19 protein-coding genes are annotated in these 26,042 nt (G+C 57.2%); 9 read left to right on the forward strand and 10 right to left on the reverse strand.

Annotated features, from left to right (window positions below; all coding sequences use genetic code 11):
• The 7 genes from G5193_RS15990 to G5193_RS16020 form a co-directional block, all read right to left on the reverse strand.
• Positions 1-956, reverse strand: a 956-nt coding sequence (locus tag G5193_RS15990; protein ID WP_421206388.1) for a retention module-containing protein, incomplete at its 3' end; no start/stop codon positions are given.
• A 269-nt stretch (positions 957-1,225) separates the two neighbouring features.
• Positions 1,226-3,151 (reverse strand): EAL domain-containing protein, encoded by a 1,926-nt coding sequence (locus tag G5193_RS15995; RefSeq protein WP_216953336.1) that lies wholly within the window; start codon positions 3,149-3,151, stop codon positions 1,226-1,228.
• A gap of 3 nt (positions 3,152-3,154) precedes the next feature.
• The gene (locus G5193_RS16000; RefSeq protein ID WP_254204305.1) at positions 3,155-3,907 is read right to left on the reverse strand and encodes a transglutaminase-like cysteine peptidase; all 753 of its coding nucleotides are present in this window, start codon (positions 3,905-3,907) and stop codon (positions 3,155-3,157) included.
• A 138-nt stretch (positions 3,908-4,045) separates the two neighbouring features.
• Complete coding sequence (locus tag G5193_RS16005; protein WP_216953335.1) at positions 4,046-5,371, reverse strand: TolC family outer membrane protein; 1,326 nt, start codon at positions 5,369-5,371, stop codon at positions 4,046-4,048.
• Positions 5,372-5,408: 37 nt separating this feature from the next.
• Positions 5,409-6,842, reverse strand: coding sequence for an HlyD family type I secretion periplasmic adaptor subunit (locus G5193_RS16010; RefSeq protein ID WP_216953334.1), 1,434 nt, complete (start codon positions 6,840-6,842; stop codon positions 5,409-5,411).
• Positions 6,835-8,979: a type I secretion system permease/ATPase gene (locus G5193_RS16015; protein WP_421206390.1), complete on the reverse strand. Its 2,145-nt coding sequence runs from the start codon at positions 8,977-8,979 to the stop codon at positions 6,835-6,837. Before G5193_RS16015 ends, G5193_RS16010 begins: the two co-directional genes overlap by 8 nt.
• A gap of 351 nt (positions 8,980-9,330) precedes the next feature.
• A complete protein-coding gene (locus G5193_RS16020) occupies positions 9,331-10,260 on the reverse strand; it encodes a TIGR01212 family radical SAM protein (RefSeq protein WP_421206392.1) in 930 nt (309 codons plus the stop codon).
• Between the two features lie 611 nt (positions 10,261-10,871).
• Here G5193_RS16020 and gltB point away from each other — a divergent pair.
• The 4 genes from gltB (at position 10,872) to G5193_RS16040 (ending at position 19,144) form a co-directional block, all read left to right on the forward strand.
• The gene (gltB, locus tag G5193_RS16025; protein WP_139476596.1) at positions 10,872-15,329 is read left to right on the forward strand and encodes a glutamate synthase large subunit; all 4,458 of its coding nucleotides are present in this window, start codon (positions 10,872-10,874) and stop codon (positions 15,327-15,329) included.
• Between the two features lie 12 nt (positions 15,330-15,341).
• On the forward strand, positions 15,342-16,757 hold the full coding sequence (locus G5193_RS16030; RefSeq protein WP_005337375.1) for an FAD-dependent oxidoreductase: 1,416 nt from the start codon (positions 15,342-15,344) through the stop codon (positions 16,755-16,757).
• A gap of 342 nt (positions 16,758-17,099) precedes the next feature.
• Positions 17,100-18,395, forward strand: a complete 1,296-nt coding sequence (locus G5193_RS16035) for a DEAD/DEAH box helicase (protein WP_005337380.1) — start codon at positions 17,100-17,102, stop codon at positions 18,393-18,395.
• A 98-nt stretch (positions 18,396-18,493) separates the two neighbouring features.
• A complete protein-coding gene (locus G5193_RS16040) occupies positions 18,494-19,144 on the forward strand; it encodes a DUF2913 family protein (RefSeq protein WP_202005516.1) in 651 nt (216 codons plus the stop codon).
• Between the two features lie 99 nt (positions 19,145-19,243).
• Here the strand turns inward: G5193_RS16040 and G5193_RS16045 are convergent, their stop codons facing one another.
• From G5193_RS16045 to G5193_RS16055, 3 genes are all read right to left on the reverse strand, one after another.
• The gene (locus G5193_RS16045) at positions 19,244-19,483 is read right to left on the reverse strand and encodes a FeoC-like transcriptional regulator (RefSeq protein ID WP_227342438.1); all 240 of its coding nucleotides are present in this window, start codon (positions 19,481-19,483) and stop codon (positions 19,244-19,246) included.
• Positions 19,480-21,753 (reverse strand): Fe(2+) transporter permease subunit FeoB, encoded by a 2,274-nt coding sequence (feoB, locus tag G5193_RS16050; RefSeq protein ID WP_266135580.1) that lies wholly within the window; start codon positions 21,751-21,753, stop codon positions 19,480-19,482. The genes G5193_RS16045 and feoB overlap by 4 nt, the downstream gene beginning before the upstream one ends.
• Before the next feature lie 128 nt (positions 21,754-21,881).
• Positions 21,882-22,109: a FeoA family protein gene (locus tag G5193_RS16055; protein ID WP_005337384.1), complete on the reverse strand. Its 228-nt coding sequence runs from the start codon at positions 22,107-22,109 to the stop codon at positions 21,882-21,884.
• Between the two features lie 119 nt (positions 22,110-22,228).
• Between G5193_RS16055 and G5193_RS16060 the strand changes: the two genes are divergently transcribed.
• The 5 genes from G5193_RS16060 (at position 22,229) to G5193_RS16080 (ending at position 25,987) form a co-directional block, all read left to right on the forward strand.
• Positions 22,229-22,558 carry a translation initiation factor gene (locus G5193_RS16060; RefSeq protein WP_005337385.1) on the forward strand — a complete coding sequence of 110 codons (330 nt, stop codon included), beginning with the start codon at positions 22,229-22,231 and terminating at the stop codon, positions 22,556-22,558.
• 259 nt (positions 22,559-22,817) lie between these two features.
• Entirely contained in the window at positions 22,818-23,375 is a 558-nt protein-coding gene (locus G5193_RS16065; protein ID WP_005346773.1) for a TMEM165/GDT1 family protein, read from the forward strand.
• A gap of 161 nt (positions 23,376-23,536) precedes the next feature.
• Positions 23,537-24,475 (forward strand): DUF2157 domain-containing protein, encoded by a 939-nt coding sequence (locus G5193_RS16070; RefSeq protein ID WP_266135579.1) that lies wholly within the window; start codon positions 23,537-23,539, stop codon positions 24,473-24,475.
• Entirely contained in the window at positions 24,468-25,472 is a 1,005-nt protein-coding gene (locus tag G5193_RS16075) for a DUF4401 domain-containing protein (RefSeq protein WP_421206395.1), read from the forward strand. The genes G5193_RS16070 and G5193_RS16075 overlap by 8 nt, the downstream gene beginning before the upstream one ends.
• Positions 25,469-25,987 carry a GDYXXLXY domain-containing protein gene (locus G5193_RS16080; RefSeq protein ID WP_421206397.1) on the forward strand — a complete coding sequence of 173 codons (519 nt, stop codon included), beginning with the start codon at positions 25,469-25,471 and terminating at the stop codon, positions 25,985-25,987. Before G5193_RS16075 ends, G5193_RS16080 begins: the two co-directional genes overlap by 4 nt.
• Positions 25,988-26,042 lie beyond the last annotated feature (55 nt).

The raw sequence follows: 26,042 nt of genomic DNA on the forward strand, positions 1-26,042 counted from the left end.
TCGCCATCGCTGATACTCACCGTGTTGGTCAGCAGCACCTGTACCGTGCCATCCGTTTCGGTCGCACCCGCATTCAGCGCCTCGACGTTGAAGTCGATGTCACCTTGTGGCGTCACTATCAGCGTCAAGGTCGAAGTAACAACATCAGAACTATCGGTGACCAGATAACTTACTGTAGGAACTGCACCAGAATAGTCAGGAGCGGGGGTAAAGGTGAAAGAGCCATCACTGTTGATGATCAGCGTACCAATGCCAGTAAGGGTCGATGTAACACCTGCGGGAACATCAATATTACTACCCCAGCTATAGCTGATGATGGATTGAGCCAAGGGACCATCCGGGTTGGAGCTATTGGCCAAAAGATCACCACTGACAGGGTTATCTTCATCCATCGAAAATACTTCACTCTCATCCAACAAGAGATTAGTTAGTGGCTCCGGTTCTAACAGTGGTTCAGCCGCTTGCTCAGTGTTGATAATGGGTTCAGCCTGATAATTGGTATCAAAACCGGCCTCGGCAATGGTCGCATCACCGGTTCTATCAATGGTGACAAAGCCACCATTGCCGCTTGCTCCTGCTACCCCGCCAATACCACCGCCACCACCGGCAGCAGGTGCACCACCTGCTGCTGAAGCCTCAAAGTTTTGCGTCGGGTCAACGCCTTGCAAAATTGACTCTTGCAATGCAGCAATGTCAGAAGGAGTGCCCTCCGTGCTGGCACCACCTTGCGGTTGTCCCGGTTCTGCTAATTCGGAACCGGTGGGTACATTCTGCGCTGGTGTATCGTCATAGGGGGAAAGAACAAGCTTGGCATCATCCGCTATGGTCAATTTGGCACCGGGCTGGAGTATTTCCCCCTTTTGCAGGGGGCGACTGCTGCCATCAGCCAGCACAATCTCCACATTCCCTTCGATAGCTGAGACAACCACGGACTTGTCGATGATTTGGGTACGCATATCCATTGCTCCAACGTGACAGATCTTGATGTCTACACCGTAGAGGGAGATAACGTGCTTTTCCGTTGCAATAATCTATAGGTTTGACTGCCCTCAAACCGATATAGAGAATAAAATCGAAAGGTTATTTTTTCTTCATTAAAATCATAACGATATAAATGGAACCAAATAACACCCATATTAATTTGATAATAAAAAAATCAAAAAATATATTGTATTGATATAAAAAATGACCCCATTCGGGGCCATTTCTACACTGCACATATCAATCAAGACAAGGGGAAAGCAGGATGCACAAATCCCTGATAACCATCGATATGCAACTTGGAAAGCAGTTCCACTTGATGTTGATCTTCGACGCGGGTTGCAATGGTGGTCACACCGGCATTGTGTGCAGCTCGGCACACTGCAGCCAAGAATGAGGTGTCAGCACCCGGCTCCATGACCTGACTGGTATAACCGTGATCCACCTTGACATAGGCAGGCGCTAACTCCTCCAGATAGCCCAGTGACTGGAAGTGACGGCCGTAGTGGTCAACCCCCCACTGGAAACCATGGACCTGCAATGCGCCTACCAAAGCGGCCACATGATCTTTGTGCTTCATAATGGCTGCCTCGGGTATCTCGAATAACAGCCGTTCTTTCAATTCGCCATGTTCGACCAGATAGTGCGTCAGCCAGGTCAAAAACTCATCCGAACAAAGCGAACCTGCCGTTATATTAATTGCCAGCACTAGATCCGCTTGTTTGTGCAGTAAGGGAACACATGCATCAAGTATTGCCTGATCAAAATCGCCCCCCAATTTGAACTGTTCGATGGCAGGCAAAAACTGACCGGCAAAATAGTCCGTGCCATCGCGAGAGATAGATGCAAACAACTCGGCATGCAACCTGGCCCCGTTATCAAATCGGCAAGCTGGCTGAGCCTTGAATCGCCAGAGGTGATGCGAAATAGCATCCTGAACCAAATCACGCCATGCCAAGCGCCCCATCAACCCCTGCTCGGCTCCCCCTTCCATGACAACAGCACCACGGCGTTCATTACGCGCCTTGCCGAGTGCATTATCCGCTTTAGTCAACAGGACTGAGAGATCATCATTACCATCACGGCCTGCAATACCAATGACGGAGAGAGGATTACCCTCCGCCATTGGGTTCACGACCAGATCAGCAATACGAGAATTGATAATTTCTGCCAACTCCTTAAGCTGACCCAAATCATCTGTCGGGCAGAGCAGAGCATATTCGGTCGCTGATATCCGCGCCACAGCTGCACCATCCCATCCCTTAAGCTGTTCGCGTAAGATTTGTGCTATAGATTTGACCATATTATCACGGGCAGCAAAACCTTCATCACGGTAGATATCATCGAGCATATCTACCGCAACCAACATGATGCCCCCTTGGCCAGATTCTGCAATCCAGGCATTAACCTGACCAACAAAATAGGCTCGATTACCCAAGCCAGAAACGGCATCCACATAAACTCGTTCACGCAGTTTCTCCGCCTCGTCGGCCTGCTCTTTGAACTGCACCGCCAACTTTCCGGATAAGATGTTGATCGCTTGTACAACCTGCTTCAATTCATAGGTCTTGGGCTCTGGAATGGTATGCCCAAAATGATGCAATTCAATCTCGACGGCCTGCTCACAAATCTGCTTGAGCGGTTTTAACAGGAAATTAAGTGCACGCATAAGCAAGATCGTGGTTACCAAAAATCCAATCACAAACCAGGTCGCCAGTTCGCTCATCCCTGCCCACAGTTCGTGATAGGCTTGTCCTGGGTGGCCCACCACCTTGAGCTTGCCAAGTTGCAGCCAGCCAGACGTCAGAATTGACTCATTGGATACTTCCGGAAACAAGCCAAGTTCAATAAACCAGTCAGGTACACCTTGAATACGGCTGCTGTTTTCTTCTTCAATCACATCTTTCGACGCAAGCAGGTCAAGACGAACCATACGGTAATAACCACCATCAAATATGGCCTTAATCACCGACTCAGCTCCCACCTTGTCGCCATTTTCAAGATAAGGAGTTAATGCCAGTCCCAGTGACGTAGCGGTGTTGATTACCGTTGTCTCCTGCTGTTGTGCCAGATAAGTTCGTGTCGAATTGAATTGCACCCAATACGTAGCTGCAAACAACAGTCCAAACAACAGCAACATGGTGGCCAATAACTGTCTATAAAGCGTCATAGGTTAATCATCCAAATTCACCACAGGCCTAGCCAATCGCCCCGATGTCATGCGATTGCGTAAATCATTCCATAATCCCAAGCGAGATGATTGGCCAGCCAGCTCCCCTTGGCCTCGCGCCTTCATCAACCACAAGTGACTACCGTTAAAACTATAGATAGGTACCAAATCTCGCCGTTGGGTAGCAGGTCGAATAGAGCCTATCAAATTATCCAAAATAACCGGAACAGAAGAGGGGGTCTCATAATATGCCACCACCATGTGGAACTGGTTGTAATCAAGGGCCTTGACATAAACCATCCGCATTTTTTCATCCGGGATCCCCAATTCCAGTAGTGTGGAATATTTGGCAATACTGAAATCTTCGCAATCTCCTCCGGCAGCTCCCAGAAACTCGAGCGGGGTTGCCCAGTAATCTTTCTTGCGCCACAACTTGATGTCATCAACAAAGCGCATTTGATTAAAAAAGTTGTTCACTCTTTCGAGCTTTTTCGTCTCGCTCAGTGCCTTTCCCTTCGTTTCCATCACCAGCATGCGCCAACTGGTTACACGCTTGCCAGCTCTGGCGCCATAGGTCTGCTCCGCCCGCTTGATCAAGTTGAGGTCTTCCTGTGGCAGAGGCTGGCTGGCACAGAGCAAAAGTGAGAAGGGTAACAGCAGGATCCATAAGGAGTGGCGCAGAGTACGTAGAGATCGGTATCTCCATTTATTGAGGAGATCATACCATCTGCCTCCGGTACCACGCTGGAGTGTCACGTCATATGCCTGCTGCATGATTGCTTCTGCACTCCTCAAAAACCGCGCAACCACCTGCTTTAGCCAAACATGGTGACTGCCAGCTGCAGTCACCATGTTGGCGTTCATCATCATCCCGGCGGGATCATTGGCAAACGGTTATTGCCTGGGCTGCCATTCAGCGGGTTGCTTGACGCTAAATGCGTTGAGCAGACTTCCAGTCGCATTGAGGATGCGATAGTCCGCCAGCAATGCATCATACTCAGCAGTGATATAACTGCGACGCGCTTCGAACAATTCGTTTTCGGTGTTCAATACGTCCAGCAAGGTTCGCTGACCCAAGCCAAACTGCTTCTTGTATGCCTGAACGGTATCGTAGCTTGCATCCACATGCTCTTTAAGGAAGGTTTTCTGTTTGGCCAGCGACTCTTTCGCATTCCATGCCAAACGGGTTCCCTCTTCTACCTGACGAAATGCATTCAGATGAATGTCTTTCGCCTGAGAGTACAGTGCCGAAGTTGCATTGCTCTCGGCTACGTCAGAACCACCTCGGAACAGGTTGTAACGCATCCGCACCATAGCTGTCAGATCGTCATTGCGACCTTTAACGGCATCAATATCCTCATTCCAGTTTTGGTCCACTTCAAAAGTGACGTTAGGGTAGAAACCGGATTTGGCACCTTCATGCTGATACTTGGCCGCTTCAATATCTTGCAGGGATGAGAGCAGGGTCGGGTGAACTTCTGTCGCCGTTTTCAGGGCAGTATCGAGACTAGCCGGGACCAACTCGGCATTAGGTACCGGTTGAACGAGATCTTTTGGTACCTCGTTAACCACCCGAATAAACTCGCTTTCCGCATCACGGTAGTTGTTTTCAGCGGCGGCTTGGTTGGCGTAGGCCCTGGCAACACGACCATCAATCTGGGTCTGATCAGCAGTAGAACCAAGCCCTGAATCAGTCCGTTTCTGAATGTCGCTACGGATCTGTTCGTGGGTTTCCAGGTTCTGTTTGGAGAGTTCCAGGATCTCCTGCTGGCGCAGCATATTGAGGTAGACCTCAGCCACTCGCAGCGCGGTATTCTCTGCTTCGGAGATCATCGCCAGACGCTGGGCGTTGGCTTCAGCTTCAGTTCGGGAGACGTTGTTGCTGACATCAAAGCCATCAAACAACATCTGCCGCAAACTGAGCCCAGCCTCTTTGCGAGTCATGGAGTCATCAATATTGCTGTTTGAACCAGCAGCCCGGGTAGAAGGGCTGTCAGTCTTTTCATAGCCTACGCCGCCACGCAGATCGATCGTTGGATAATAGCCACCCTTGGCGCCATCATGCTGATAGAGGCGTGCCTGGTAGAGATCAAACGCTTCCTTGATCTTGGGATGCGTAGCGAGTGTCTGTGCCACCGACTCTTCCAGAGTCTGGGCCTGACCCAAACTAGGGATCAGGGTGATGCCACTGACCAGCATGGCAACAATCGTTTTTTTCATGTTATCTCCAGTCATGTTTTGTTTTTAGATTGTTGGCTTATCGTTCTCTCAGTGCCGACTGCTTAGCCCGTAAAATCGGCTTAAGTAAATAGTCTAGGACACTTTTTTTACCAGTAATGATATCAGCACTGGCTAACATACCGGGGATGATGGGAAGTGCGTTAAGCTCATCGCCCAAGTAACTCTTCTCGGTACGCACCCGAACCAGATAAAAGGAGTTCCCCTCCTCATCCTGGATCGAGTCCGCACTTATCTGTTCAACCTTGCCATGCAATCCTCCATAGATTGTAAAGTCGTAGGCAGTGATCTTGACGATGGCATCCAGCCCCGGTCGCAGGAAGGCGATATCTTTCGGCGACACCTTGGCTTCAACCAACAAGGTGTCCTCCAGCGGCACTATCTCCATCAAATCCATGCCGGGCTGCACCACGCCGCCCAGAGTGTTGATCTTGAGTTTCTTGATGGTGCCCTTGAGCGGAGCAATCACGCTGGTCCGATCAACCCTATCTCGCAAGCCAACCTGCCCTTCTGACAACTGGCCAAGTCGCCCCTGCTTCTCATTCAGTTCCGTCTGGGAGTCAGCACGGAATTTCAGCGCTATGTCATTGCGCTTGGAAATAGTCTCACGCAACACCGAATTGAGTTTTGGGATCAGCAGACGGTTGCTCTCCAGCTCCCCCTGCATCTCGTTGACCTGCCGCTCCAGCTTGATTAGCTCCACTTGAGGCACTATACCCTCTTTTGCCAGTGGACGGCTAATATTGAGCTCTTGTCTGGCCAGATCCACACTGCGATTCACGGTGCGAATTTTGGCATTCAGTTCAATCAGTTCCTGCTCTTTCTGCTCGATCTGTTGACCAAGAATATAGAGCTGGTTCTTCAGGTTATTAAGGCGATCCCGTTGTACCGAGCGTTCACGGTTGGCATATTCGGGAAAGACGGTTTCATAGCCATCCGGAAACTGAATTGGCGCTTCTCCCACCACTACCTGTTCACGCCACCCCAGTGCAGGGTCATTTTTAACCTCAACACTGGCCATTTCGGCCCGTAACCGGGCAATATCTCCTTTCAGAGTGACCAGCTCCTGCTCACGCTCTCGAAAATCGGAGCGGAAACGGGTGTCATCGATACGCAGCAGCGGCTGTCCCTTCTCGACGATATCTCCCTCTTTGACGAAGATCTCTTTTACTATCCCCCCTTCCAGATTCTGGATCACCTGCAGTTGGCGGGATGGGATCACCTTGCCCTGACCCACGGTGACTTCATCCAGCTCGGCCCAGGCAGCCCAGACGATGGCACTCATGAAAAAGAGGAAACAGCACCACAACAGGATGCGGGCACCGGTTGGGGTAGTAAGCAACACAGCGGCCGCGCCGTCATCGACAAACTCCAGATGCTCGGGGGCCGGCAATACATCACCGGAAGGCGCCTTTTTGCTGCGTTTTAACCAGTCCATGAGCCCCTTAACCATGGGACACCTCCTGCACGCGCACCTTGCCTTCCTTCAACTGCTGCAACACCACCTCTTTGGGGCCATCTGCCACAATCTGTCCCTGCTCGATGACAATAACCCGCGAGGCCACATCCAGCATTGAGGTCTTGTGGGTGATGAGGATCAAGGTGGTTTCCGGGCCCAGTCTGGCGAGCTCCTGTTTGACCTGCATCTCGGACTGGTTGTCCATGTTGGAGGTAGGCTCATCCATCACCAGAATGGGGGGATCATTGAGCAGGGCGCGTGCCAGCAGGATCGACTGACGCTGGCCACCGGAAAGCTGACGGCCACCCTCACCTATCTGCCGATCCAATCCGTTGGGATCACGGTTGGTAAAATTGGTGACGCCCGCCCGCTTGGCAGCACGCAAGACTCTCACGTCATCCACCAGCGGATTACCCAGCATGATGTTGTCTCGCACCGAACCAAAAAAGAGAATGACATCTTGGGGAACACAACCGATATTGCGACGAATCACCGAGGGAGGCAACTGGTCTATTTCGAAACCATCGATCCGGACCGAACCGTCAGTCGGCCGATACAGCCCCATCAACAACTTCTCGAGGGTCGTTTTACCCGCCCCAATCCGGCCGATAATTGCCACCTTTTCACCCGGCTGAATACGCAAATTGATATGGTGCAGGGTGCTGGTTTCCATTCCTGGATATTTGAACGAAACATTTTCGAATTCAATTCGACCGGCAATCACCGGATGATGGATATATTGCTTGCCTTCCTCCTGCTCACCCGGGGTTTGCATGATTTTTTCCAGAATATCCAGTGCAGACTTGGCCTGGTTATAACGGGTCGACAACACTGAGAGTTGCACCATGGGCGCAATGGCACGGCTGGAGAGCATCACGGCAGCAATCATCCCCCCCATGGTGACTAAGCCTTCGGAGATCTGGTAAACACCGACAATCACCAGACCGACCGTCACCACCTGCTGGATATAACTGGCCAGTGACGACATGGAGTTGGTAATTCGCCGTGTTTGTACACCCCAGGTGGAAATATGGGAAACAGCCTGCTCCCAACGGTGCTGGAACAGACTCTCGGCGCCAAAAATTTTGACCGTTTCCAGCCCGGAAATACTTTCGATCAGGTTGGCATTTTTCTGAGAGGCCAGCCGGGAACCCTCTTCGATGGACTTTTTGAGCGGCTCTTGAATATAGAAGCTGTAGGCGATCAGGATCAGCATGGCGACGATGGGGACCACCACCATCACACCGGCAAACATCCAGATAATAAAAAGGAAGAAGACGGCAAAAGGCAGATCGATAAGAGTAGAAACCGTCGCGGAAGTGAAAAACTCCCGCACCGATTCAAATTCCTGCAGATGTTTGGCGAAAGCGCCGGTGGAAGCGGGACGAGACTCCATCCGCATGCCCATCACCTTGGCGAAAATCTTGGCGGACAGCAGCACATCAGACTTTTTGCCAGCGATATCGATAAAGTAACTGCGCAACTGCCGCATCACAAAATCGAAGGTAAAGACCACCATGGCCCCGACCGCCAGCACCCAGAGCGAATCAAATGCCAGATTGGGCACAATCTTGTCATAGACGTTCATGGTAAAGAGGGGGCTGGCGATGGCAAACAGGTTGATCAGAATGGAGGCGATCAGCACATCGCGATAGATTCCGCGAGATTCAAACAAAGTGCTCCAGAACCAGTGGCCATCACGGGTCTCCAGCACCTTGGGAGAGCGCTCGTCAAATTTGAACTGCTTCTTAACGTAAAAGAGACGCCCCAAATACTCATCACCCAGCTGGGCAGCAGTCAGCCATTGGGCGGCATCACCTGCCTGCGGGAAAATCACTTTCCCCTGGCTGCGCTCTTCGTTCCACTCCAGCAAAATACAGGCGCCACCGTTACGCATCTGCAATACGCAGGGCAGCAGCAAGGGAGAGATCTGATCAAGCGGCTGGATCACTTCACGGGCAGATAGCCCGCCCCGCTCGGCAGCACGACAAAAGAGTGCTGTAGTCAGTCGTCCGGAGACCAGTGGCAACCCGGTCGTCAGGGCATCCTGGCTGTTGGGCACACCATAAAAGCGGGTCAAGAAGACCAGACACTCCAATAACTCATCGATACGACTTGTTTCTGCTTGCATAGCATCCCGTCACTGCATTAATAAGGTCGATACGAGAGGGGTATCACTCATATTTTCCTGCTATAGCGACTCTAAAAACGAGCCCCCTCCCACAGATGAGCCTGATCAGGGAATAAACCTATCCGGATACATCGTGACACTCACCACCAATTTTCCTTGCATGATGATTGGTAAAACCAGCCTGTGAGCATCATGCCGACGCCTCCCTCAGGTAAATGGAGGTGTTAATTGATAATGGCATTTATTGTGGCGCATCACTATATCAACCTGCAGGTACCAAAACTATAGTTTATGGTATGAACTTTTTATATAACCCTATGTTTTACGTGAAAATAATAATTACGAACTCAATTATAGGTCAGGAAGTATGAAGGGTCTTCCCAGTGCATGACCCTGAGGGCCACTCAAGGAGAGTGCTCGTGCAATGTCCGCCATCGCAGTCCAGCGATTCTCGCACCAGGCGGGAGCAAGCAGGGTTGGGCGGCGCGCCGATGCCGAAATCCGGTGATACACCACCTCGGGTGGTGTGTGCTGGATCATGGCGACAGCGGCTTCCACATACTGCTCCAGCGTCAATACCTCAAGGCGCCCCGCCTGCCACGCTTTGCCAAGAGTACTGCCCTCTACCACATGAAGCGGATGCAGCTTGATCCCCTCAACACCGGTCTCAACGATACGATGCAGGGTATCGAGGCTGTCCATTGGCACTTCGCCCGGCAGGCCGACGATCAGATGAGCACATACCTTGATGCCGCGCTGATGGGCACGTCTTACCGCATCCTCATAGGCGGCATAACCGTGGCCGCGGTTGATCCGTTGCAGGGTCTTGTCATTGGCGCTTTGCAGCCCGAGCTCCAGCCACACCTCGTAACCCCGGGCCTGATAGCCCGCCAACAGATCGAGCACCGCATCCGGCACGCAATCGGGGCGAGTGCCCACACAGAGCCCCACCATATCGCTCACCGACAGCGCCTCTTCATACATCCGCTGCAGATATTCGACCTCGGCATAGGTACTGGTATAGGCCTGAAAGTAGGCAAGATAGCGCTTGGCACGGGTGACTTCGTCCCGGCGAGCCAGCAGTTGTTGCACCACGGAGAGTTGCTGAGCCGACTCGTTGGCAAAAGAGGATACGTTGCAGAAGGTGCAGCCACCGCGGCCCAGGGTGCCGTCACGGTTCGGGCAGGTGAAGGCCCCATGGATGGAGAGTTTGTGGATCTTCTGACCATGACGCTGCTTGAGATCCTGACCGAATGTATTGACGAGTTCGTGTAACTGCATGACACCTCCGCTAAAGGAGCGCCATTGTACGAGCTTGCGCAAAACAGGGACTGAGCTGGATCAAGCTAGCGGAGAGGGTAAAACATATAAATACCCGACCAATTTTGAATAAATATAGAGAAAAAGCGCAAAAAAAGGATTTTTACAGTTCTTTGACGATTCAAACAGTAAACATCCATATGAAAATGAGACCTGATAACCCACTGTTGAACAATGAAAAATTCAAAGAGACCCGACAGCACACAATTGCAAGCATGGGATATTGAAAATGTGATCCCTTCCGCTGTCGGCCACATCGGGTTGGTAAAATTACTACATTCGCCCACCGTCGCCGAGCGCACCATTGAGCCCGCCAATGACGATATATTTAACCAACAAAATAAAAATACACAGAATAAACACTCCATAACTGCGAGCGAATCCCCCTAACCCGACATTTTGTTATGCGAATGTAATCATGAAGACAAACCTGACCTGCGATTGACCTCGCCAGAAAATCCCATTAGTTTGGAGATTCGCCACGTCAGGCAGACGGAACCACAAGAGCCAATCGCAATTTATGCAGTCAGGTGATGACTGTGCGATACAAGGCCGAGCAAGGGAGAAATGCAATGTCACTATATGATCCAAAGCTGGAGAGGGATAACTGTGGCTTCGGCCTGTTGGCCCACATGGAAGGGGAAGCCAGCCACAAGCTTGTCCGTCTCGCGATGTCAGCATTGGCTCGCATGCAGCACCGCGGCGGGATCTCCGCCGATGGCAAGACCGGCGATGGTTGCGGTCTGCTGCTGCAAAAACCGGACAGCTTCTTCAGAGCTGTCGCCGAGGAGAAGGGATGGCACCTTGGCCGCAACTATGCGGTCGGCATGCTGTTTCTCAACCCTGACCCCGTATTGGCCCAGCAGACCCGCGACATCATAGACGAAGAGCTGGAAAAAGAGACCCTGAGTCTGGTCGGCTGGCGCAAGGTGCCCGTCGATACCAACGTACTGGGTACCATCGCCAAAGCCTCCCTGCCCAGCATTGAACAGGTCTTTGTCAACGCCCCGCCCGGCTGGGTCGACAAGGATCTCGAGCGCCGTCTCTATATCGTGCGTCGCCGCATCGAAAAGCGCGTCAACGACGACTACTTCTATGTGGTCAGCCTCTCCAACCTGGTCACCGTCTATAAAGGGCTGTGCATGCCGGTGGACTTGCCGCGCTTCTATCTGGATCTCGCCGACATACGTATGCAGGCGGCCATCTGCGTCTTCCACCAGCGTTTCTCCACCAACACCAGCCCGCGCTGGCCGCTGGCGCAGCCGTTTCGCTATCTGGCCCACAACGGCGAGATCAACACCATCGCCGGCAACCGCCAGTGGGCCAAGGCACGCAGCTACAAGTTTGCCACGCCGCTCATTCCCGATTTGCAGGAAGCGGCCCCCTTCGTCAACACCACCGGCTCTGACTCCTCCAGCCTCGACAACATGCTGGATCTCTTCCTCGCCGGTGGCATGGACCTGTTCCGCGCCATGCGCCTGTTGATCCCGCCTGCATGGCAAAAACACCCGAACATGGATGATGACCTGCGCGCCTTCTACGACTTCAACTCCATGCACATGGAGCCATGGGATGGCCCCGCCGGTATCGTCATGACCGATGGTCGCTACGCCACCTGCGCACTTGATCGCAACGGTCTGCGTCCGGCCCGCTACGTCATCACCAAGGACAAGTTCATCACCCTCGCCTCAGAAGTCGGTACCTGGGACTACACCCCGGACGAAGTGCTGGAGAAGGGCCGGGTCGGCCCGGGCGAGCTGTTCGTGGTGGATACCAGCAACGGCAAGGTGTGGACCAGCTTCGAGATCGATGACGACCTCAAGAACCGTCACACCTACAAGCAGTGGATGGATAAACATTGCCGCCGACTGGTCCCCTTCGAGCAGATGGACGACAGCCAGACCGGTAGCCGCGAGTTCTCTGATGACCAGCTGAAAACCTATCAGAAGTTGTTTGGCTACTCCTTCGAGGAGCTGGATCAGATCATCCGGGTGCTCGGTGAAAATGGTCAGGAGGCGGTGGGCTCCATGGGGGATGATACCCCGATGGCGGTGCTCTCCTCCGGCCCGCGCACCCTCTATGACTACTTCCGCCAGATGTTTGCCCAGGTGACCAACCCGCCCATCGACCCGCTGCGGGAAAACCACGTGATGTCGCTGGCCACCTGTATCGGTCGCGAGCAGAACGTCTTCAACGAGACCTTCGGCCACGCCCACCGGGTGCTGTTCCAGTCGCCGATCCTGCTCTACTCCGACTTCCACCAGCTGCTGGCACTGGAAGGTGAGTACTACCGTCATCAGGTGATCAGCCTCAACTTCAAGCCAGAAGAGGGGCTGGAAGCGGCCATCGTGCGCATCTGCGATGAGGCCAAAACCGCCGCCAGGAGTGGCACCGTACTGCTGGTGCTGTCGGATCGCGATATCAGCGCCGATACCCTGCCGATCCCGGCCGCCATGGCGGTGGGCGCGGTACAGCGCACCCTGGTGGACAACAACCTGCGCTGTGACGCCAACATTCTGGTGGAAACTGCAAGCTGCCGTGACCCGCACCACTTCTCGGTGCTGCTGGGCTTTGGCGCGACCGCCATCTACCCCTATCTCGCTTACGAAACCCTAGCCAAACAGGTTGAAGAGGGCGTGCTCACCATGTCCCTGCGCCAGGCGATGGTCAACTACCGCAACGGCATCAACAAGGGGCTCTACAAGGTGATGTCCAAGATGGGCATCAGCACGGTCGCCAGCTACCGCTGCTCCCAGCTGTTTGAAGCTGTGGGCTTGGCCAGAGCCGTGGTCGATACCTGCTTCCGTGGCGTATCGAGCCGTATTCAGGGTGCCGATTTTGCCGACATCCAGCAGGATCAGCACAATCTAGCCCGTCAGGCCTGGCTGGTGCGCAAGCCCCTCCCCCACGGCGGCCTGCTCAAGTTCGTCCACGGCGGCGAGTACCACACCTACAACCCGGATGTGGTGCAGACCCTGCAAACCGCGGTGCGCTCCGGCAACTATGCCGATTACAAGGAGTACGCCCGTCTGGTGAACGAGCGCCCGGTTGCCACTCTGCGCGATCTGCTTGCCCTGAAGAAGGTCGACAATCCGGTCGCGCTGGATCAGGTTGAGCCGGCCGACAAGCTGTTCCCCCGCTTCGACTCCGCCGCCATGTCCATCGGTGCCCTCGGCCCAGAGGCTCACGAGGCGCTGGCTGTCGCCATGAACCGCCTCGGCGGTCAGAGCAACTCCGGCGAAGGTGGCGAAGATCCCAAGCGTTTCGGTACCGAGAAGAACTCCCGCATCAAGCAGGTCGCTTCCGGCCGGTTTGGCGTCACCCCCCACTACCTGATGAACGCCGATGTGGTGCAGATCAAGGTGGCGCAGGGCGCCAAGCCCGGCGAAGGGGGCCAGCTGCCCGGTGACAAGGTGACGGCCCAGATCGCCCAGCTGCGTTATTCCGTGCCCGGCGTGACCCTGATTTCACCGCCGCCGCACCACGATATCTACTCCATCGAGGATCTGGCCCAGCTCATCTTCGACATCAAGCAGATCAACCCGAGCTGTCTGGTGTCGGTGAAACTGGTCTCCGAGCCCGGCGTGGGCACCATCGCCTGCGGCGTGGCCAAGGCCTATGCCGACTTCATCACCATCTCCGGTTATGACGGCGGCACTGGCGCGAGCCCCCTCACCTCGGTCAAATATGCCGGCTCCCCGTGGGAGCTGGGTCTGGCTGAAACCCAGCAGGCGCTGGTCGCCAACGGCCTGCGCCACAAGGTGCGGCTGCAGGTGGATGGCGGCCTCAAGACCGGTCTCGACATCATCAAGGCGGCCATCCTCGGCGCCGAGAGCTTCGGTTTTGGCACCGGCCCCATGGTGGCGCTCGGTTGCAAATACCTGCGCATCTGCCACCTGAACAACTGCGCCACCGGCGTTGCCACTCAGGATGAGAAGCTGCGTCGCGAGCACTTCACCGGCCTGCCAGAGATGGTGATGAACTACTTCAAGTTCATCGCCGAAGAGACCCGCGAGCTGATGGCTCAGCTCGGCGTCACCCAGCTGACCGACCTGATTGGCCGTACCGATCTGCTGGAGGCCCTGCCCGGCCTCACTGCCCGTCAGGCCAAGCTGGATCTCTCCGGCATTCTGGCCCGTCCGGTAGCACCGGCAGGCTCCAGCCTGTTCAGCCAGCAGCACAACCCTACCTTCGACAAGGGGCCGCTCAACCTGAAAATGGTGGAGGATCTGCTGGAGGCGGTGGAAACCTCAAGCGGCGGCGAGTTCCGCTACGACATTCGCAACACCGACCGCTCGGTGGGTGCGCGTCTGTCCGGCGAAATCGTCAAACGGCACGGCAACCAGGGGATGGCGGCCGATCCGGTCAAGGTGCACTTCAACGGCACCGCAGGCCAGAGCTTCGGCGTCTGGAACGCAGGTGGCCTTGAGATGATCCTCACTGGCGATGCCAACGACTACGTGGGTAAGGGGATGACCGGCGGCAAGCTGGTGATCAAGCCCCATGTCGGCGTGGCGTTCAAATCCCATGAAGCAGCCATCATCGGCAACACCTGCCTCTACGGCGCCACTGGCGGCAAACTCTACGCCGCAGGCACTGCTGGCGAGCGTTTCGCGGTGCGCAACTCAGGTGCCCTGGCGGTAGTCGAGGGGATTGGCGACAACGGTTGTGAATACATGACCGGCGGTATCGTCACCGTACTGGGTCAGACCGGCGTCAACTTCGCGGCGGGCATGACCGGCGGCTTTGCCTACGTGCTCGACGAATGCGGCAACTTCGCCAAGCGCACCAACCCCGAGCTGGTGGAACTGCTGGACGTGGCGGATCTCGCCATCCATCAGGAGCACCTGCGCGGCATCATCACGGCGCACCTCAATGAGACCGGCAGCTCGCGCGCCGAGGAGATCCTGGCCAACTTCGACTCCTATGTGCCCAAGTTCAGGCTGATCAAACCCAAGTCCAGCGACGTGAAATCGCTGCTGGGTCACACCAGCCGTTCCAGTGCAGAACTCAGAATCCAGGCGCAATAAGGAGGGAACCCTATGAGCCAGAACGTATTTCAGTTTATCGATGTCCAGCGGGTCGACCCGCCCAAGAAGCCACTCAAGATCCGCAAAATACAGTTTGTGGAGATCTACGAGTCCTTCAATCAGCCGCAGGTACAGATGCAGGCGGATCGCTGCCTCGAGTGCGGCAACCCCTATTGCGAGTGGAAGTGTCCGGTTCACAACTACATCCCCAACTGGCTGAAACTGGCCAAAGAGGGACGCATTCTGGAGGCGGTGGAGCTCTCCCACCAGACCAACAGCCTGCCGGAAGTGTGCGGTCGGGTCTGCCCGCAGGATCGCCTTTGCGAGGGCTCCTGCACTCTCAACGATCGCTTCGGTGCCGTCACCATCGGCAACATCGAAAAATACATCACCGACAAGGCGTTCGAGATGGGCTGGAAGCCCGATCTCTCGAACGTGGTCAAGACCGGCAAGCGGGTTGCCGTTATTGGCGCGGGCCCTGCGGGTCTTGCCTGTGCCGATGTGCTGGCACGCAATGGCGTCACCCCGGTAGTGTTTGACAAGTATCCGGAGATCGGCGGCCTGCTCACTTTCGGTATCCCCTCCTTCAAGCTGGAAAAAGAGGTGATGCAGCGTCGCCGCGAGATCTTCCAGGGGATGGGCGTGGAGTTTCGTCTCGAGACCGAAGTGGGCAAGGACATCACCTTCGCCGACCTGCTCGGCGAGTTCGATGCGGTCTTCCTCGGGGTCGGCACCTACAAGTACATGAAGGGCGGCTTTGCCAACGAAGAGGCGCCGGGAGTCTATGACGCCCTGCCCTACCTCATCGCCAACGCCAACCGGTTGCTGGGCTTCGAGAAGGCACAAGCCGACTACATCGACTTCGCTGGCAAGCAGGTGGTGGTGCTGGGCGGTGGCGATACCGCCATGGACTGTGTACGTACCGCCATCCGTCAGGGGGCTGACAAGGTTATCTGCGCCTATCGCCGCGACGAGGAGAACATGCCGGGCTCCAAGCGGGAGGTGAAAAACGCCCGCGAGGAGGGGGTGGAATTTATGTTCAACCTCCAGCCCATCGGCGTGGAGCTGGACGCCCATGGCCGCACCTGCGGCATCAAGGTGGTGAGCACCGAGCTGGGTGAACCCGATGCCAATGGCCGCCGCAATCCGGTGGTCATCGAAGGCTCCGAGCAGGTGCTGGCCGCCGATGCGGTGGTGATGGCGTTTGGCTTCCAGCCCAACCCCCAACCCTGGATGGCGGAGTTCGGCATCGAGCTCGATAACCGGGATCGCATCAAGGCGCGCGAGCAGGCGGAATATGCCTTCCAGACCAGCAACCCCAAGGTGTTTGCCGGTGGCGACGCGGTACGCGGCTCCGATCTGGTGGTGACCGCCATCTACGAAGGGCGCAAAGCGGCCGAAGGGATCATGGACTATCTGGCGGTCTGATCTGACCGGCCACAGCCGTGATGTTCCCTAACAGTCAGCCCCGCCAATGCGGGGCTGATTTTCTATGCGCGCTCACCAACCGCTCATACGCTCCTGGCAGCCGTGAAGATAACTAGATGCAGTGCCTTGCGATGGCTCCTACACTGGGCAACTGCCACGGGAAAAACTCCAACCATTTGAGGCAGAATTTGTGACGTCTATCTGTTACACTTCGCGCCCGCCATTTTCCGGCTCACTCTCTGACTTGATGTCAGGCGCAGCCGTCGGTGGTTACAACCTCCGTCTCGCTCATGCCGAGCTAACCAAGCCAAACACAGCCCAGCTGGAACACAGGAACCCATTATGAGATTTGAATCGTTCGATTTTGCCCCCGAGATTTTGCGTGCTGTCTCAGATTGCGGTTATCAGGAGATGACCCCTGTGCAGCAACAGGCGATCCCGGCCATTCGCCGTGGCCGCGATGTGCTGGCCAGCGCCCAGACCGGTACCGGCAAGACCGCCGCCTTCGCCCTGCCCATCTTGCAACGTCTGGTAGACAATCCGGCTCCGGTCCAGCCTTCCAACGCCCGTGTGCTGATCCTGACCCCGACCCGCGAGCTGGCGGCTCAGGTGGCGAGCAACATCAATGACTTCGCCAAGTATCTCGATATCACCACCATCACCATCGTCGGCGGTGGCAAGCAGGACGTGCAGGCCAAGAAGCTCAAAGCGGGCGCACACATCATTGTGGCCACCCCGGGCCGTCTGCTGGAGCACCTCACCGCCTGCAACCTCAGCCTCTCCGGCGTCGAGTGTCTGGTGATGGATGAAGCGGATCGCATCCTCGACATGGGCTTCAGTGCCGATGTGCAAAAGATCCTGCAAGCGGTCAACAAGACCCGTCAGAACCTGCTCTTCTCCGCCACCTTCTCCGACGCGGTGAAGAAGCTGGCCAACCTGATGCTGGACAGACCGCAGATCGTCAGCGTCAACAAGCAGAACTCCACCGCCGACACCGTCAGCCACACCGTCTATCCGGTCGAGCAGAAGCGCAAGCGCGAGCTGCTCTCAGAGCTGATTGGCAAACAGAACTGGCAGCAGGTGCTGGTGTTCGCCAGTACCCGCGAAAGCTGTGATGTGCTGGTCGAGGAGCTGAACCTCGACGGCATCAAGTCCGCCGTGGTCCATGGCGAGAAGGCCCAGGGCAACCGTCGCCGCGCCCTGCGCGAATTCATGGAAGGCAAGGTACGGGTACTGGTGGCCACCGAAGTGGCCGCCCGTGGTCTGGACATTCCGGATCTGGAATATGTGGTCAACTATGATCTGCCGTTCCTGGCGGAAGATTACGTGCACCGTATCGGCCGTACCGGTCGTGCTGGCAAGCGCGGCATGGCCATCTCCTTCGTCAGCCGTGAAGAGGAGCGCACCCTGCTGGAGATCGAGGCCCTGATCGGCCAGAAGATCCGTCGCATCATGGTGCCGGGCTATGAGGTGAGCAGCCGTGACGAGCTGATCAAACAGCTGCAAGAGCGTCGCCGCTTCGGCAAGCGCCCGCAGCGTGAAGATAACGCCGTGGCCCAGGTGATGGCCGAAGCCAAGCTGCAGGGTCAGCGCCTCAAGCGTCTGGCCGCCGCCAAGAAGCCCCGTCAGCCGAAATAAGGCGGGCAGTTGCTCTATTGAACCGCAAAGGCGCCACTGGCGCCTTTGCCATCTCTGTCATCGGTGTTGACCCCTGGTGGTCAACTGAAGGATTGCTTATGACCTCTCCGACCTACAATCAGGCCCTGCTCGAGATGGCCACCCAGAGCCTGGCCGAACTGGCCCGCACCGCCGAACAAAAGGCGGGCAAGCGCACTCCAGCCCAAGAGAGCCACTTTCTCTGCACCTGGATGGCCGACTCCCTCAAGGAGAAGCGCTTCTCCCGTCTGGTGATGGAAGATTTGAAAGCTTGGGTGCAGCTTGGCCGCACCCTGGGCGCGGGTGCCGATCTCAAGGGATTGCTTGCGCGCATCGCCTTCCAATACCAGTGCGCCATGACCAACCCGCAACAACTGGGGGCCAAGCTGGCTGCCCTGCTGGAGGAGCTCTCAGCGGCAGGCTGGCTGGTGCTGACCGAGAGCGAGGTGGACGCCAAGCTGCGCCTACAATCGGGCGGTCAGGCGAGTCTGGTGGTAAGCCATAGCGAATATGAAGGCCATATCGAGGACGGTGAGCTTGTCAAACCCCTCACCCTCTATGTGCGCGGTGACGAGAAGGTGCTGGCCGAGGCGGCCTTCAAGCACGGCCTGCTGCTGAGCCAGGGCAACAAGAAAGCCACCCTGGTCAAACACCACAAGGCCTACCGGCTGATGCCGGACAACGCCCAACCGGCGCTGGCACTGCTGAGCGAGGCTCGCCAGAGCGCCTGATCTCGCCTGTTTTCAGCAATAAAAACGGCAGACCCTCATTTAAAGCAGGGCCTGCCGTTTTTTATTGTTCGATGTTTGGTGATGAGGTCTGGTAGTCGTTTAGCGGATCTTGATGCCAATCTGGCCCGCGTCACACCACTCGAAAATCACCTCCTCGCTCTTGCCGCAGCAACTGCCACCACAGACCCGACTCTCGCGCTTGATGACCCGCCCCTTGCGCATCCAGACGCCGAGCATGGCCTCCACCGCATCTTCCGAGGTGTGGAAGTGGCGAGCCAGATCACGCCGGCTCACCTTCTGCTGCGCGGCGAGGTAATCCCCCAGCTCGCGCAGGATCATAAGGTCACCACCTTGCGGGCGACGATGTCACCGTGACGGCGACCGGCCCACCAGAGCAGTACCAGAGAGAGGCCATAGCTGACGATCCAGAACAGGCTCTGCTCCGGATGAGCGGCGAAGGTGGCCACCTGATAGAAGAGGGTCGCGCACATAAAGGCCATATAGTTGCACCAGGCCGCGGTAAAGAGGGCCCACTGGCGACCGGTTTCCCGCACCAGGGCACCCATGGCGGCGGCGCAAGGCATGTAGAGCAGCACGAACAAGAGGTAGGCAAAGGCACCAGCCGCCCCATCGAAGTGGGTCTGCATGTTGCCGTAGGTGGAGACATCCACTTCCTGCGCCTCGGCGGCAGCTTTCTGGTCGTCGAGGTTGCCAACATCAAGCCCCATAGGGTCGCTCGGGTTGATCTCCGCCAGATTGGCTGCCACGGCATCGATCGCCTCATGGAAGCTGGCCACCAGCGAGAACTCGCTCGCCTCCTCTTCATCTGCGCCACCACCGGCGTAGAGGCTGTTGAGGGTACCGACCACCGCCTCTTTGGCGAAGATACCGGTGACGATACCGACCGTAGCCTGCCAGTTGTCATCGCGCACACCGATGGGGTGCAGCACCGGGGTCACCGCCTGGCTGATCTTGCTCAGGACCGAGCTCTCCTGCTCCTGATGGCCAAAGCTGCCATCGGTACCCAGGGAGTTAAGCACGCTCAGCACGGCAACCACCAGCACGATGGTTTTACCGGCGCCAAAGACGAAGGATTTGAGCTTCTGCCAGGTCTTGATGGCAACGTTGACAGGACGCGGCCACTCGTAATCCGGCATCTCCATCACCATGGAGTCGCTCTTGCCCGGCAGCAGGGTATTGCGCAGCAGCAGGCCAGTGAGCACCGCCACCAGAATACCGATGAGGTAGAGACCGAACACCAGGTTCTGGCCTGATTCAGGGAAGAAGGCCACCGCAAACAGGGCGTAAACCGGCAGACGGGCACCGCACGACATGAAGGGGGCCATGGCGGAGGTCATCAGCCGCTCCCGCTCGGAGTTGAGGGTACGGGTCGCCATCACCGAGGGGACGGTACAGCCAAAGCCCATCAGCATCGGCACGAACGCCTTGCCCGGCAGGCCGAGGCGGCGCATCAGGGCATCCACCACGAAGGCGGCGCGGGCCAGATAGCCGGAGCTCTCCAGTACCGCGAGGAACAGATAGAGGCAACCAATCACCGGAATAAAGGTGGCCACGGTCTGCAAACCAACCCCGAAGCCGTCAGCCAGAATGGCGCCCAACCATTCGGGGGCATTGATCAGCCCCAGCAGGTGGTGCACCCCATCGACAAACAGGGCGCCGCCCATGATGTCGAAGAAGTCGATAAAGGCACTGCCCACCTTGATGGCGAACATGAACATCAGGTACATGACAAACAGGAAGAAGGGGATGCCAATCCAGCGATTGAGCAGCACCCGATCCAGCCACTCACTCTGGGCCTCGGTGAGCTTGCCCTTCTGCTGGCGAGCCTGTTGTACCCACTGGTGGATATGGCCGTAGCGGATATCTGCCAGTTGCAGGTCGATATCCTGCCCTTGATGAGCGCGAGCTACCACATTGGCGGCGGCCGCCTGCTGACCGGGCAGCAGGGTCTCCTGCATCACCGCATCCTCTTCCAGCAGGCGCAGGGCGCGGCCACGGGTAGTGAGGTGATGCGGGGCGAGCAGGGTCTCCAGCTCCGCCAGATCGGTTTCAAGCTCTTGGCCGTAATCGAGTTGCAAGGCTGCTTGCGGCTGACCGATAAACTGCCGGATCTGCTGCTTGAAGGCGGCAACCTGCTTGCTGTTGTGGGCAGAGAGGGCCACTACAGGGCAACCGAGGGATTTGCCGAGCTTGCTATCGTCGATGACGATGCGGCGCTTTTGCAGGATATCCAGCTTGTTGAGCACCACCACCATGGGCAGGCCCAGTTCGCGCAGTTGCAGCGTGAGGTAGAGGGAGCGCTCCAGATTGGCGGCGTCGATGACGTTGAGCAGCAGGTCGGGTTGTTGGCCCTGGGCAAAGCGGCTGGCGATCTGCTCGTCCAGACTGCCATCCTGACCCGCCAGGCTATAGATGCCGGGCAGATCCATCAGCTTGAAGTGATGCTCACCCGCGCTGAACTCACCCATCTTCTTGTCTACGGTGACGCCACTCCAGTTGCCTACCTGCTGGCGGGCGCCGGTCAGGGCGTTGAACAGGGAGGTCTTACCGCTATTGGGGTTACCTACCGTTACCAGGGAATAATTCATACCAGCTCTACCTCTATTTTCTTCTGAACCCACCGCGTGCGAGTGGCAAGCTGCTTTGCAGGTTCGACTTCTTGTCTCTGAACCGCTCCCGGTGACTTTCTTGACCGAAGCGGTAGCCGAACAGGGGGTTATACCGGCTCGACTTCTATTTGCTGGGCCAGACTCTTTTGCATGGAGAGACAGATCCCCTGGCACTGGATCTGGAGCGGGTCTCCCAGGGGGGCGGAGCGCAGATAAATGACTTCAGTCTGGGGCAACAGGCCCATCACCATCAGTTTGCGGCGCAGCGGCCGGGCGAGCTGATTCATATTCTTGATGCGAGCACTCTGTCCCGGTGACAACTGCGTGAGTACCATGACTGACTCCTGAAGTTAAACAATAATAATTCTCTTTTACTTGGGGCATTATAAGCTGTGTCTTCAACTTTTATTTGAGTAAAATCAAACTCCGCTTAGCTAACCCATAAAGTAATGCCATGAGTCACGACAACAACAGCCGCCTCGTTTACAGCACAGATGGCGGCATGATCAAGGAGCAGAGCGCTCCCCAATCCGCCTCCCCCTTCCCCACTGACGGCACCGTACGCATTCGCCGCGAGACCAAAGGGCGCAAGGGCGCCGGGGTGATCACCATTCATGGCGTACCCGCCGATCAGCAAAAATCCCTGGCCACCCTGCTCAAGAAAAAGTGCGGCACCGGAGGCGGTATCAAGGAGGGAGTGATCGAGATCCAGGGGGATAAACGGGACCTGATCAAAACCGAGCTGGAGAAAGCCGGTTTCAGCGTCAAGCTGGTGGGTGGCTGATCCCCTTGTCACTCATGCGGTTTTTCCCTAGAATGCCCGCTCCCATCGAGGGGGAGTAGTCTCGCACGCCGGTGCCATCCATTGCATGAATACCGGTTTGCGACCCTGATCAACATACTTGGTGCCAAATCACCATGGTCAGGGTGATCCATGCCAGCCATGGATTTGACAAGACCTTTGACGGGCCAGTGCCAATACCGGGGACGGATGGCGCAGGCTTGTCTTTGGTTTATAACAATTCCGTCCCCCGGTCATTTTTATGGAAGCCTTGTTAACCTCAACCCTCAGCGTCGCCATTGCCGAAATCGGCGATAAAACCCAGCTGTTGGCGTTGCTGCTCATCTGCCGTTTTCGCAAGCCCTGGCCCATCATCGCCGGCATGCTGGCGGCTACCCTGCTCAACCATGCGGGCGCCGCCTGGATTGGTGAGTTCATCAGCCGCTGGCTCGATCCCAAGATAATGACCTGGCTGGTCGCCATCGCCTTTATCGCCATGGCTATCTGGATTTTGGTGCCGGACAAGATGGATGACGAGGAGAGCCCGCTGGATAAATACGGCCCCTTTATGGCCACCTTCGTGCTCTTCTTTATTGCCGAGATCGGTGACAAGACCCAGATCGCCACCGTGCTGCTGGCCGCCAAGTATGACTCGCTGGTGCAGGTTATTACCGGAACCACCCTCGGCATGATGCTGGCCAACGTGCCTGTGGTGCTGATCGGCAAGCTGGGGGCGGACAAGTTGCCGCTCAAGGGGATCCGCATCGCCTGCGCCATCCTCTTCGTCGGCCTTGGGGTGAGCACACTGATCTTTGCCTGATCGCCTTTCCGCTGCTCAAGCCCTCCCCTGTGGAGGGCTTTTTGTTTACTGCTGTGTCTATTGCGTAACCCGCTGTCGCAACCACCATCCGCAGAGCCAAGGGGCAGTGCACGGTTGCGGGTGCCTCATGCCATAATGGGGCAAACCTCGCGGAGTCCCCCATGCACAACGTATCAAGAGAGACGCTTCTCGAATGGGTCAAACAGGGACGGCTGGCGCCAGAGAAGCTGGTGGACGCCCTGACCCTCGCCGATCTTCCCCCCCATCCGGCGCGCTGGCAGTGGCTGTTTGACCGGCTGTTGCTCTGGCTCGGTGCCCTCTGCATCGGGGCTGGCCTTATTTTCTTCGTCGCCTTCAACTGGCAAGAGCTGGGCCGGGTCTCCCGCCTCGCCCTGCTGGAGGTGCCGCTGCTCGCCATGCTGCTTCTGCTGTGGCGCAAACCGCTGGGGGATCCCCCCCGTCAGGCGCTGCTGCTCGCCATCGCCCTCAATATCGGCGCCCTGCTGGCGCTGGTGGGTCAGACCTACCAGACCGGTGCCGATCCCTGGCAGCTGTTCGCCACCTGGGCGCTGATGCTGGTGCCACTGGCGGCATTTGGCCAAAGCCCGCTGCTCTGGACCTTGAGCTGGCTGCTCGGCCAGCTGGCGCTGGTGCTCTACTGGCGGCTCGGCCTGTTCACGTTCTTCTTTACCTTCGATGAAGAGGGATTGGGCTGGTGCCTGACCCTGCTCAACGCCGCCCTCTGGGGTCTGCTTCTGCTGGCACCTGCCAGCTGGCGCCTGATGCCAAGCTGGCTGGCGGGTCTGGCCGCAGGTCTGGGGGCTACCCTGCTCACCCTGCTGGCGCTGTTTGATGCCGCCTCCCCGCTGGTGTGGCCGCTCTGGCTTGGCTGGCTCGCTGCGGCCTATGCTCTCTGGCATCACAGATTTATCGCCGGACTCGCCATGGGGTGCCTCAGCCTGATTGCCGTCATCCTCGCGGCGCTGGGCAAGTGGATGGAGCCCGACATCAACGGCTTCTTGCTGCTGAGCCTGATTGCCATCGGCCTTTCGGTCACAGCCGCCCGCTGGCTGCAACAACAACGGAGGTCTTATGAGTGATCTGACCCTTTGGCAAGCACTGCAACAGGCCAATCTGGTGGAAGGGGATCAGCCCCGTGATACCCAACCCCACTGGTCGAGCCGCTTTCTGCTCGGGCTGGTGGGCTGGATTGCCGCCCTGTTCCTGCTCTTTTTCCTGTTTCTCACCTTCGAGCAGCTGACCCACGAGGCCAACAGCGCCCTGCTGCTGGGGGCCGTGCTGCTGGCGGGGGCCTACGCCCTCAATCGCAGCCAAAGCGGCGATCTCTGGGATCAGTTCGTACTGGCCCTCGCGCTGGCGGCCGATGCCTGGCTGCTCTATGGCCTGCTCGATCAGCTGGATCTCCATCACGCCCTGCTCTGGTTTGGGTTGTGCCTGCTCTCCCTTGCCATCGCCGTGCTGTTCGATCACTGGCTGGTGCGGCTGTTTCACAGCGTGGCGGCGGCCCTGCTGCTCACCCTTGGTCTAGCCTGCCTCGGGCTGCAACTGCTGGCCCTGCCGCTGGTGATGGCGGCCATCACCTTCTGCTGGCTGCGGGCAGATAGGGATCCAGAGCGCCACCAGCTCTACCACTCCATCACGTTGGGGCTGGCCCTCTCCCTGCTGGTGCTGGGCCGTCTGCACCACCCGCTCTGGGATGGCGGCAGCAGCGTGCTGGACGAACTGGGGCTGTCCCGCCTGCCGCTCTGGCTCAATCCCCTGATCTGCGCTGCCCTGCTGCTGGCGGTGATGGTGAAACTCAGGCTCCCTCTGCTGTTTGGCCTGCCACTGGTGCTGATCAGCGCCATCATCCCCGGCATGGGTGCGGGCGCACTGGTGCTGATCCTCGGCTTCTATGCCGGCAGTCTGGGGCTGATGACCCTCTCGGCCCTGCTGCTGCTCGGCTATGGCTCGCTCTATTACTACGACCTGGGGCTCACCCTGATGACCAAATCCTGGCTGCTGCTGGGCTCCGGCATCCTGCTACTGGGTGCCCGCCAGCTGCTCACCACCTTCGCGGCAAGGAGCGATTCATGAAACCTGTGACCCGACAGCTCGCCCTGTTGCTGAGCGGCCTCGCCATCCTGGCGGGCATCAATGCCACCGTCTGGCGCTATGAGTACGCCATGAGCAGCGGCGAAGTGGTGCTGCTGCGGCTCGCTCCGGTCGATCCCCGCTCCCTGATGCAGGGGGATTACATGCGGCTCAACTATGAAATTGCCCGCGAGCTGACCAGCCGCGACGCCAGAGCTAATCAAGACAAGGGCAGCGACACCCTGGTGATCCGCCTCGATGCCCATCAGGTGGCCACTCTGGTGGCCGATGGCAAACCGGATCGGCTCGCCAGCGATGAGCGGCTATTGCAGGTGCACCAGAGCGAGCGGCAGTGGCAGATCGGCCCCGATGCCTACTTCTTTGAAGAGGGCACGGGGGAGCAATACGAAGCGGCCCGCTACGGGGAGTTCCGGCTGCAAGCCGATGGCAAGACCCTGCTGGTGGGTCTGCGGGATGAGGCCTACCAGCCCATCGGGCAGACTCGCGCCCGCTGGTAACGGCCGTGAGTGGCTATTTACTCTGTTCATGGTCACACTCAAGGGAAGGTTGATC

It is taken from the genome of Aeromonas sp. 601027 (assembly GCF_049174455.1).
Lineage (GTDB): Bacteria > Pseudomonadota > Gammaproteobacteria > Enterobacterales > Aeromonadaceae > Aeromonas > Aeromonas veronii_A.

Excerpts from the sequence above, each read along its gene's own strand:
- G5193_RS15995 (WP_216953336.1), bottom strand. The coding sequence starts at position 3,151 with ATGACGCTTTATAGACAGTTATTGGCCACCATGTTGCTGTTGTTTGGA.
- G5193_RS16005 (WP_216953335.1), bottom strand. The coding sequence starts at position 5,371 with ATGAAAAAAACGATTGTTGCCATGCTGGTCAGTGGCATCACCCTGATC.
- G5193_RS16010 (WP_216953334.1), bottom strand. The coding sequence starts at position 6,842 with ATGGTTAAGGGGCTCATGGACTGGTTAAAACGCAGCAAAAAGGCGCCT.
- G5193_RS16015 (WP_421206390.1), bottom strand. The coding sequence starts at position 8,979 with ATGCAAGCAGAAACAAGTCGTATCGATGAGTTATTGGAGTGTCTGGTC.
- G5193_RS16020 (WP_421206392.1), bottom strand. The coding sequence starts at position 10,260 with ATGCAGTTACACGAACTCGTCAATACATTCGGTCAGGATCTCAAGCAG.
- gltB (WP_139476596.1), top strand. The coding sequence starts at position 10,872 with ATGTCACTATATGATCCAAAGCTGGAGAGGGATAACTGTGGCTTCGGC.
- G5193_RS16030 (WP_005337375.1), top strand. The coding sequence starts at position 15,342 with ATGAGCCAGAACGTATTTCAGTTTATCGATGTCCAGCGGGTCGACCCG.
- G5193_RS16035 (WP_005337380.1), top strand. The coding sequence starts at position 17,100 with ATGAGATTTGAATCGTTCGATTTTGCCCCCGAGATTTTGCGTGCTGTC.
- G5193_RS16040 (WP_202005516.1), top strand. The coding sequence starts at position 18,494 with ATGACCTCTCCGACCTACAATCAGGCCCTGCTCGAGATGGCCACCCAG.
- G5193_RS16045 (WP_227342438.1), bottom strand. The coding sequence starts at position 19,483 with ATGATCCTGCGCGAGCTGGGGGATTACCTCGCCGCGCAGCAGAAGGTG.
- feoB (WP_266135580.1), bottom strand. The coding sequence starts at position 21,753 with ATGAATTATTCCCTGGTAACGGTAGGTAACCCCAATAGCGGTAAGACC.
- G5193_RS16055 (WP_005337384.1), bottom strand. The coding sequence starts at position 22,109 with ATGGTACTCACGCAGTTGTCACCGGGACAGAGTGCTCGCATCAAGAAT.
- G5193_RS16060 (WP_005337385.1), top strand. The coding sequence starts at position 22,229 with ATGAGTCACGACAACAACAGCCGCCTCGTTTACAGCACAGATGGCGGC.
- G5193_RS16065 (WP_005346773.1), top strand. The coding sequence starts at position 22,818 with ATGGAAGCCTTGTTAACCTCAACCCTCAGCGTCGCCATTGCCGAAATC.
- G5193_RS16070 (WP_266135579.1), top strand. The coding sequence starts at position 23,537 with ATGCACAACGTATCAAGAGAGACGCTTCTCGAATGGGTCAAACAGGGA.
- G5193_RS16075 (WP_421206395.1), top strand. The coding sequence starts at position 24,468 with ATGAGTGATCTGACCCTTTGGCAAGCACTGCAACAGGCCAATCTGGTG.
- G5193_RS16080 (WP_421206397.1), top strand. The coding sequence starts at position 25,469 with ATGAAACCTGTGACCCGACAGCTCGCCCTGTTGCTGAGCGGCCTCGCC.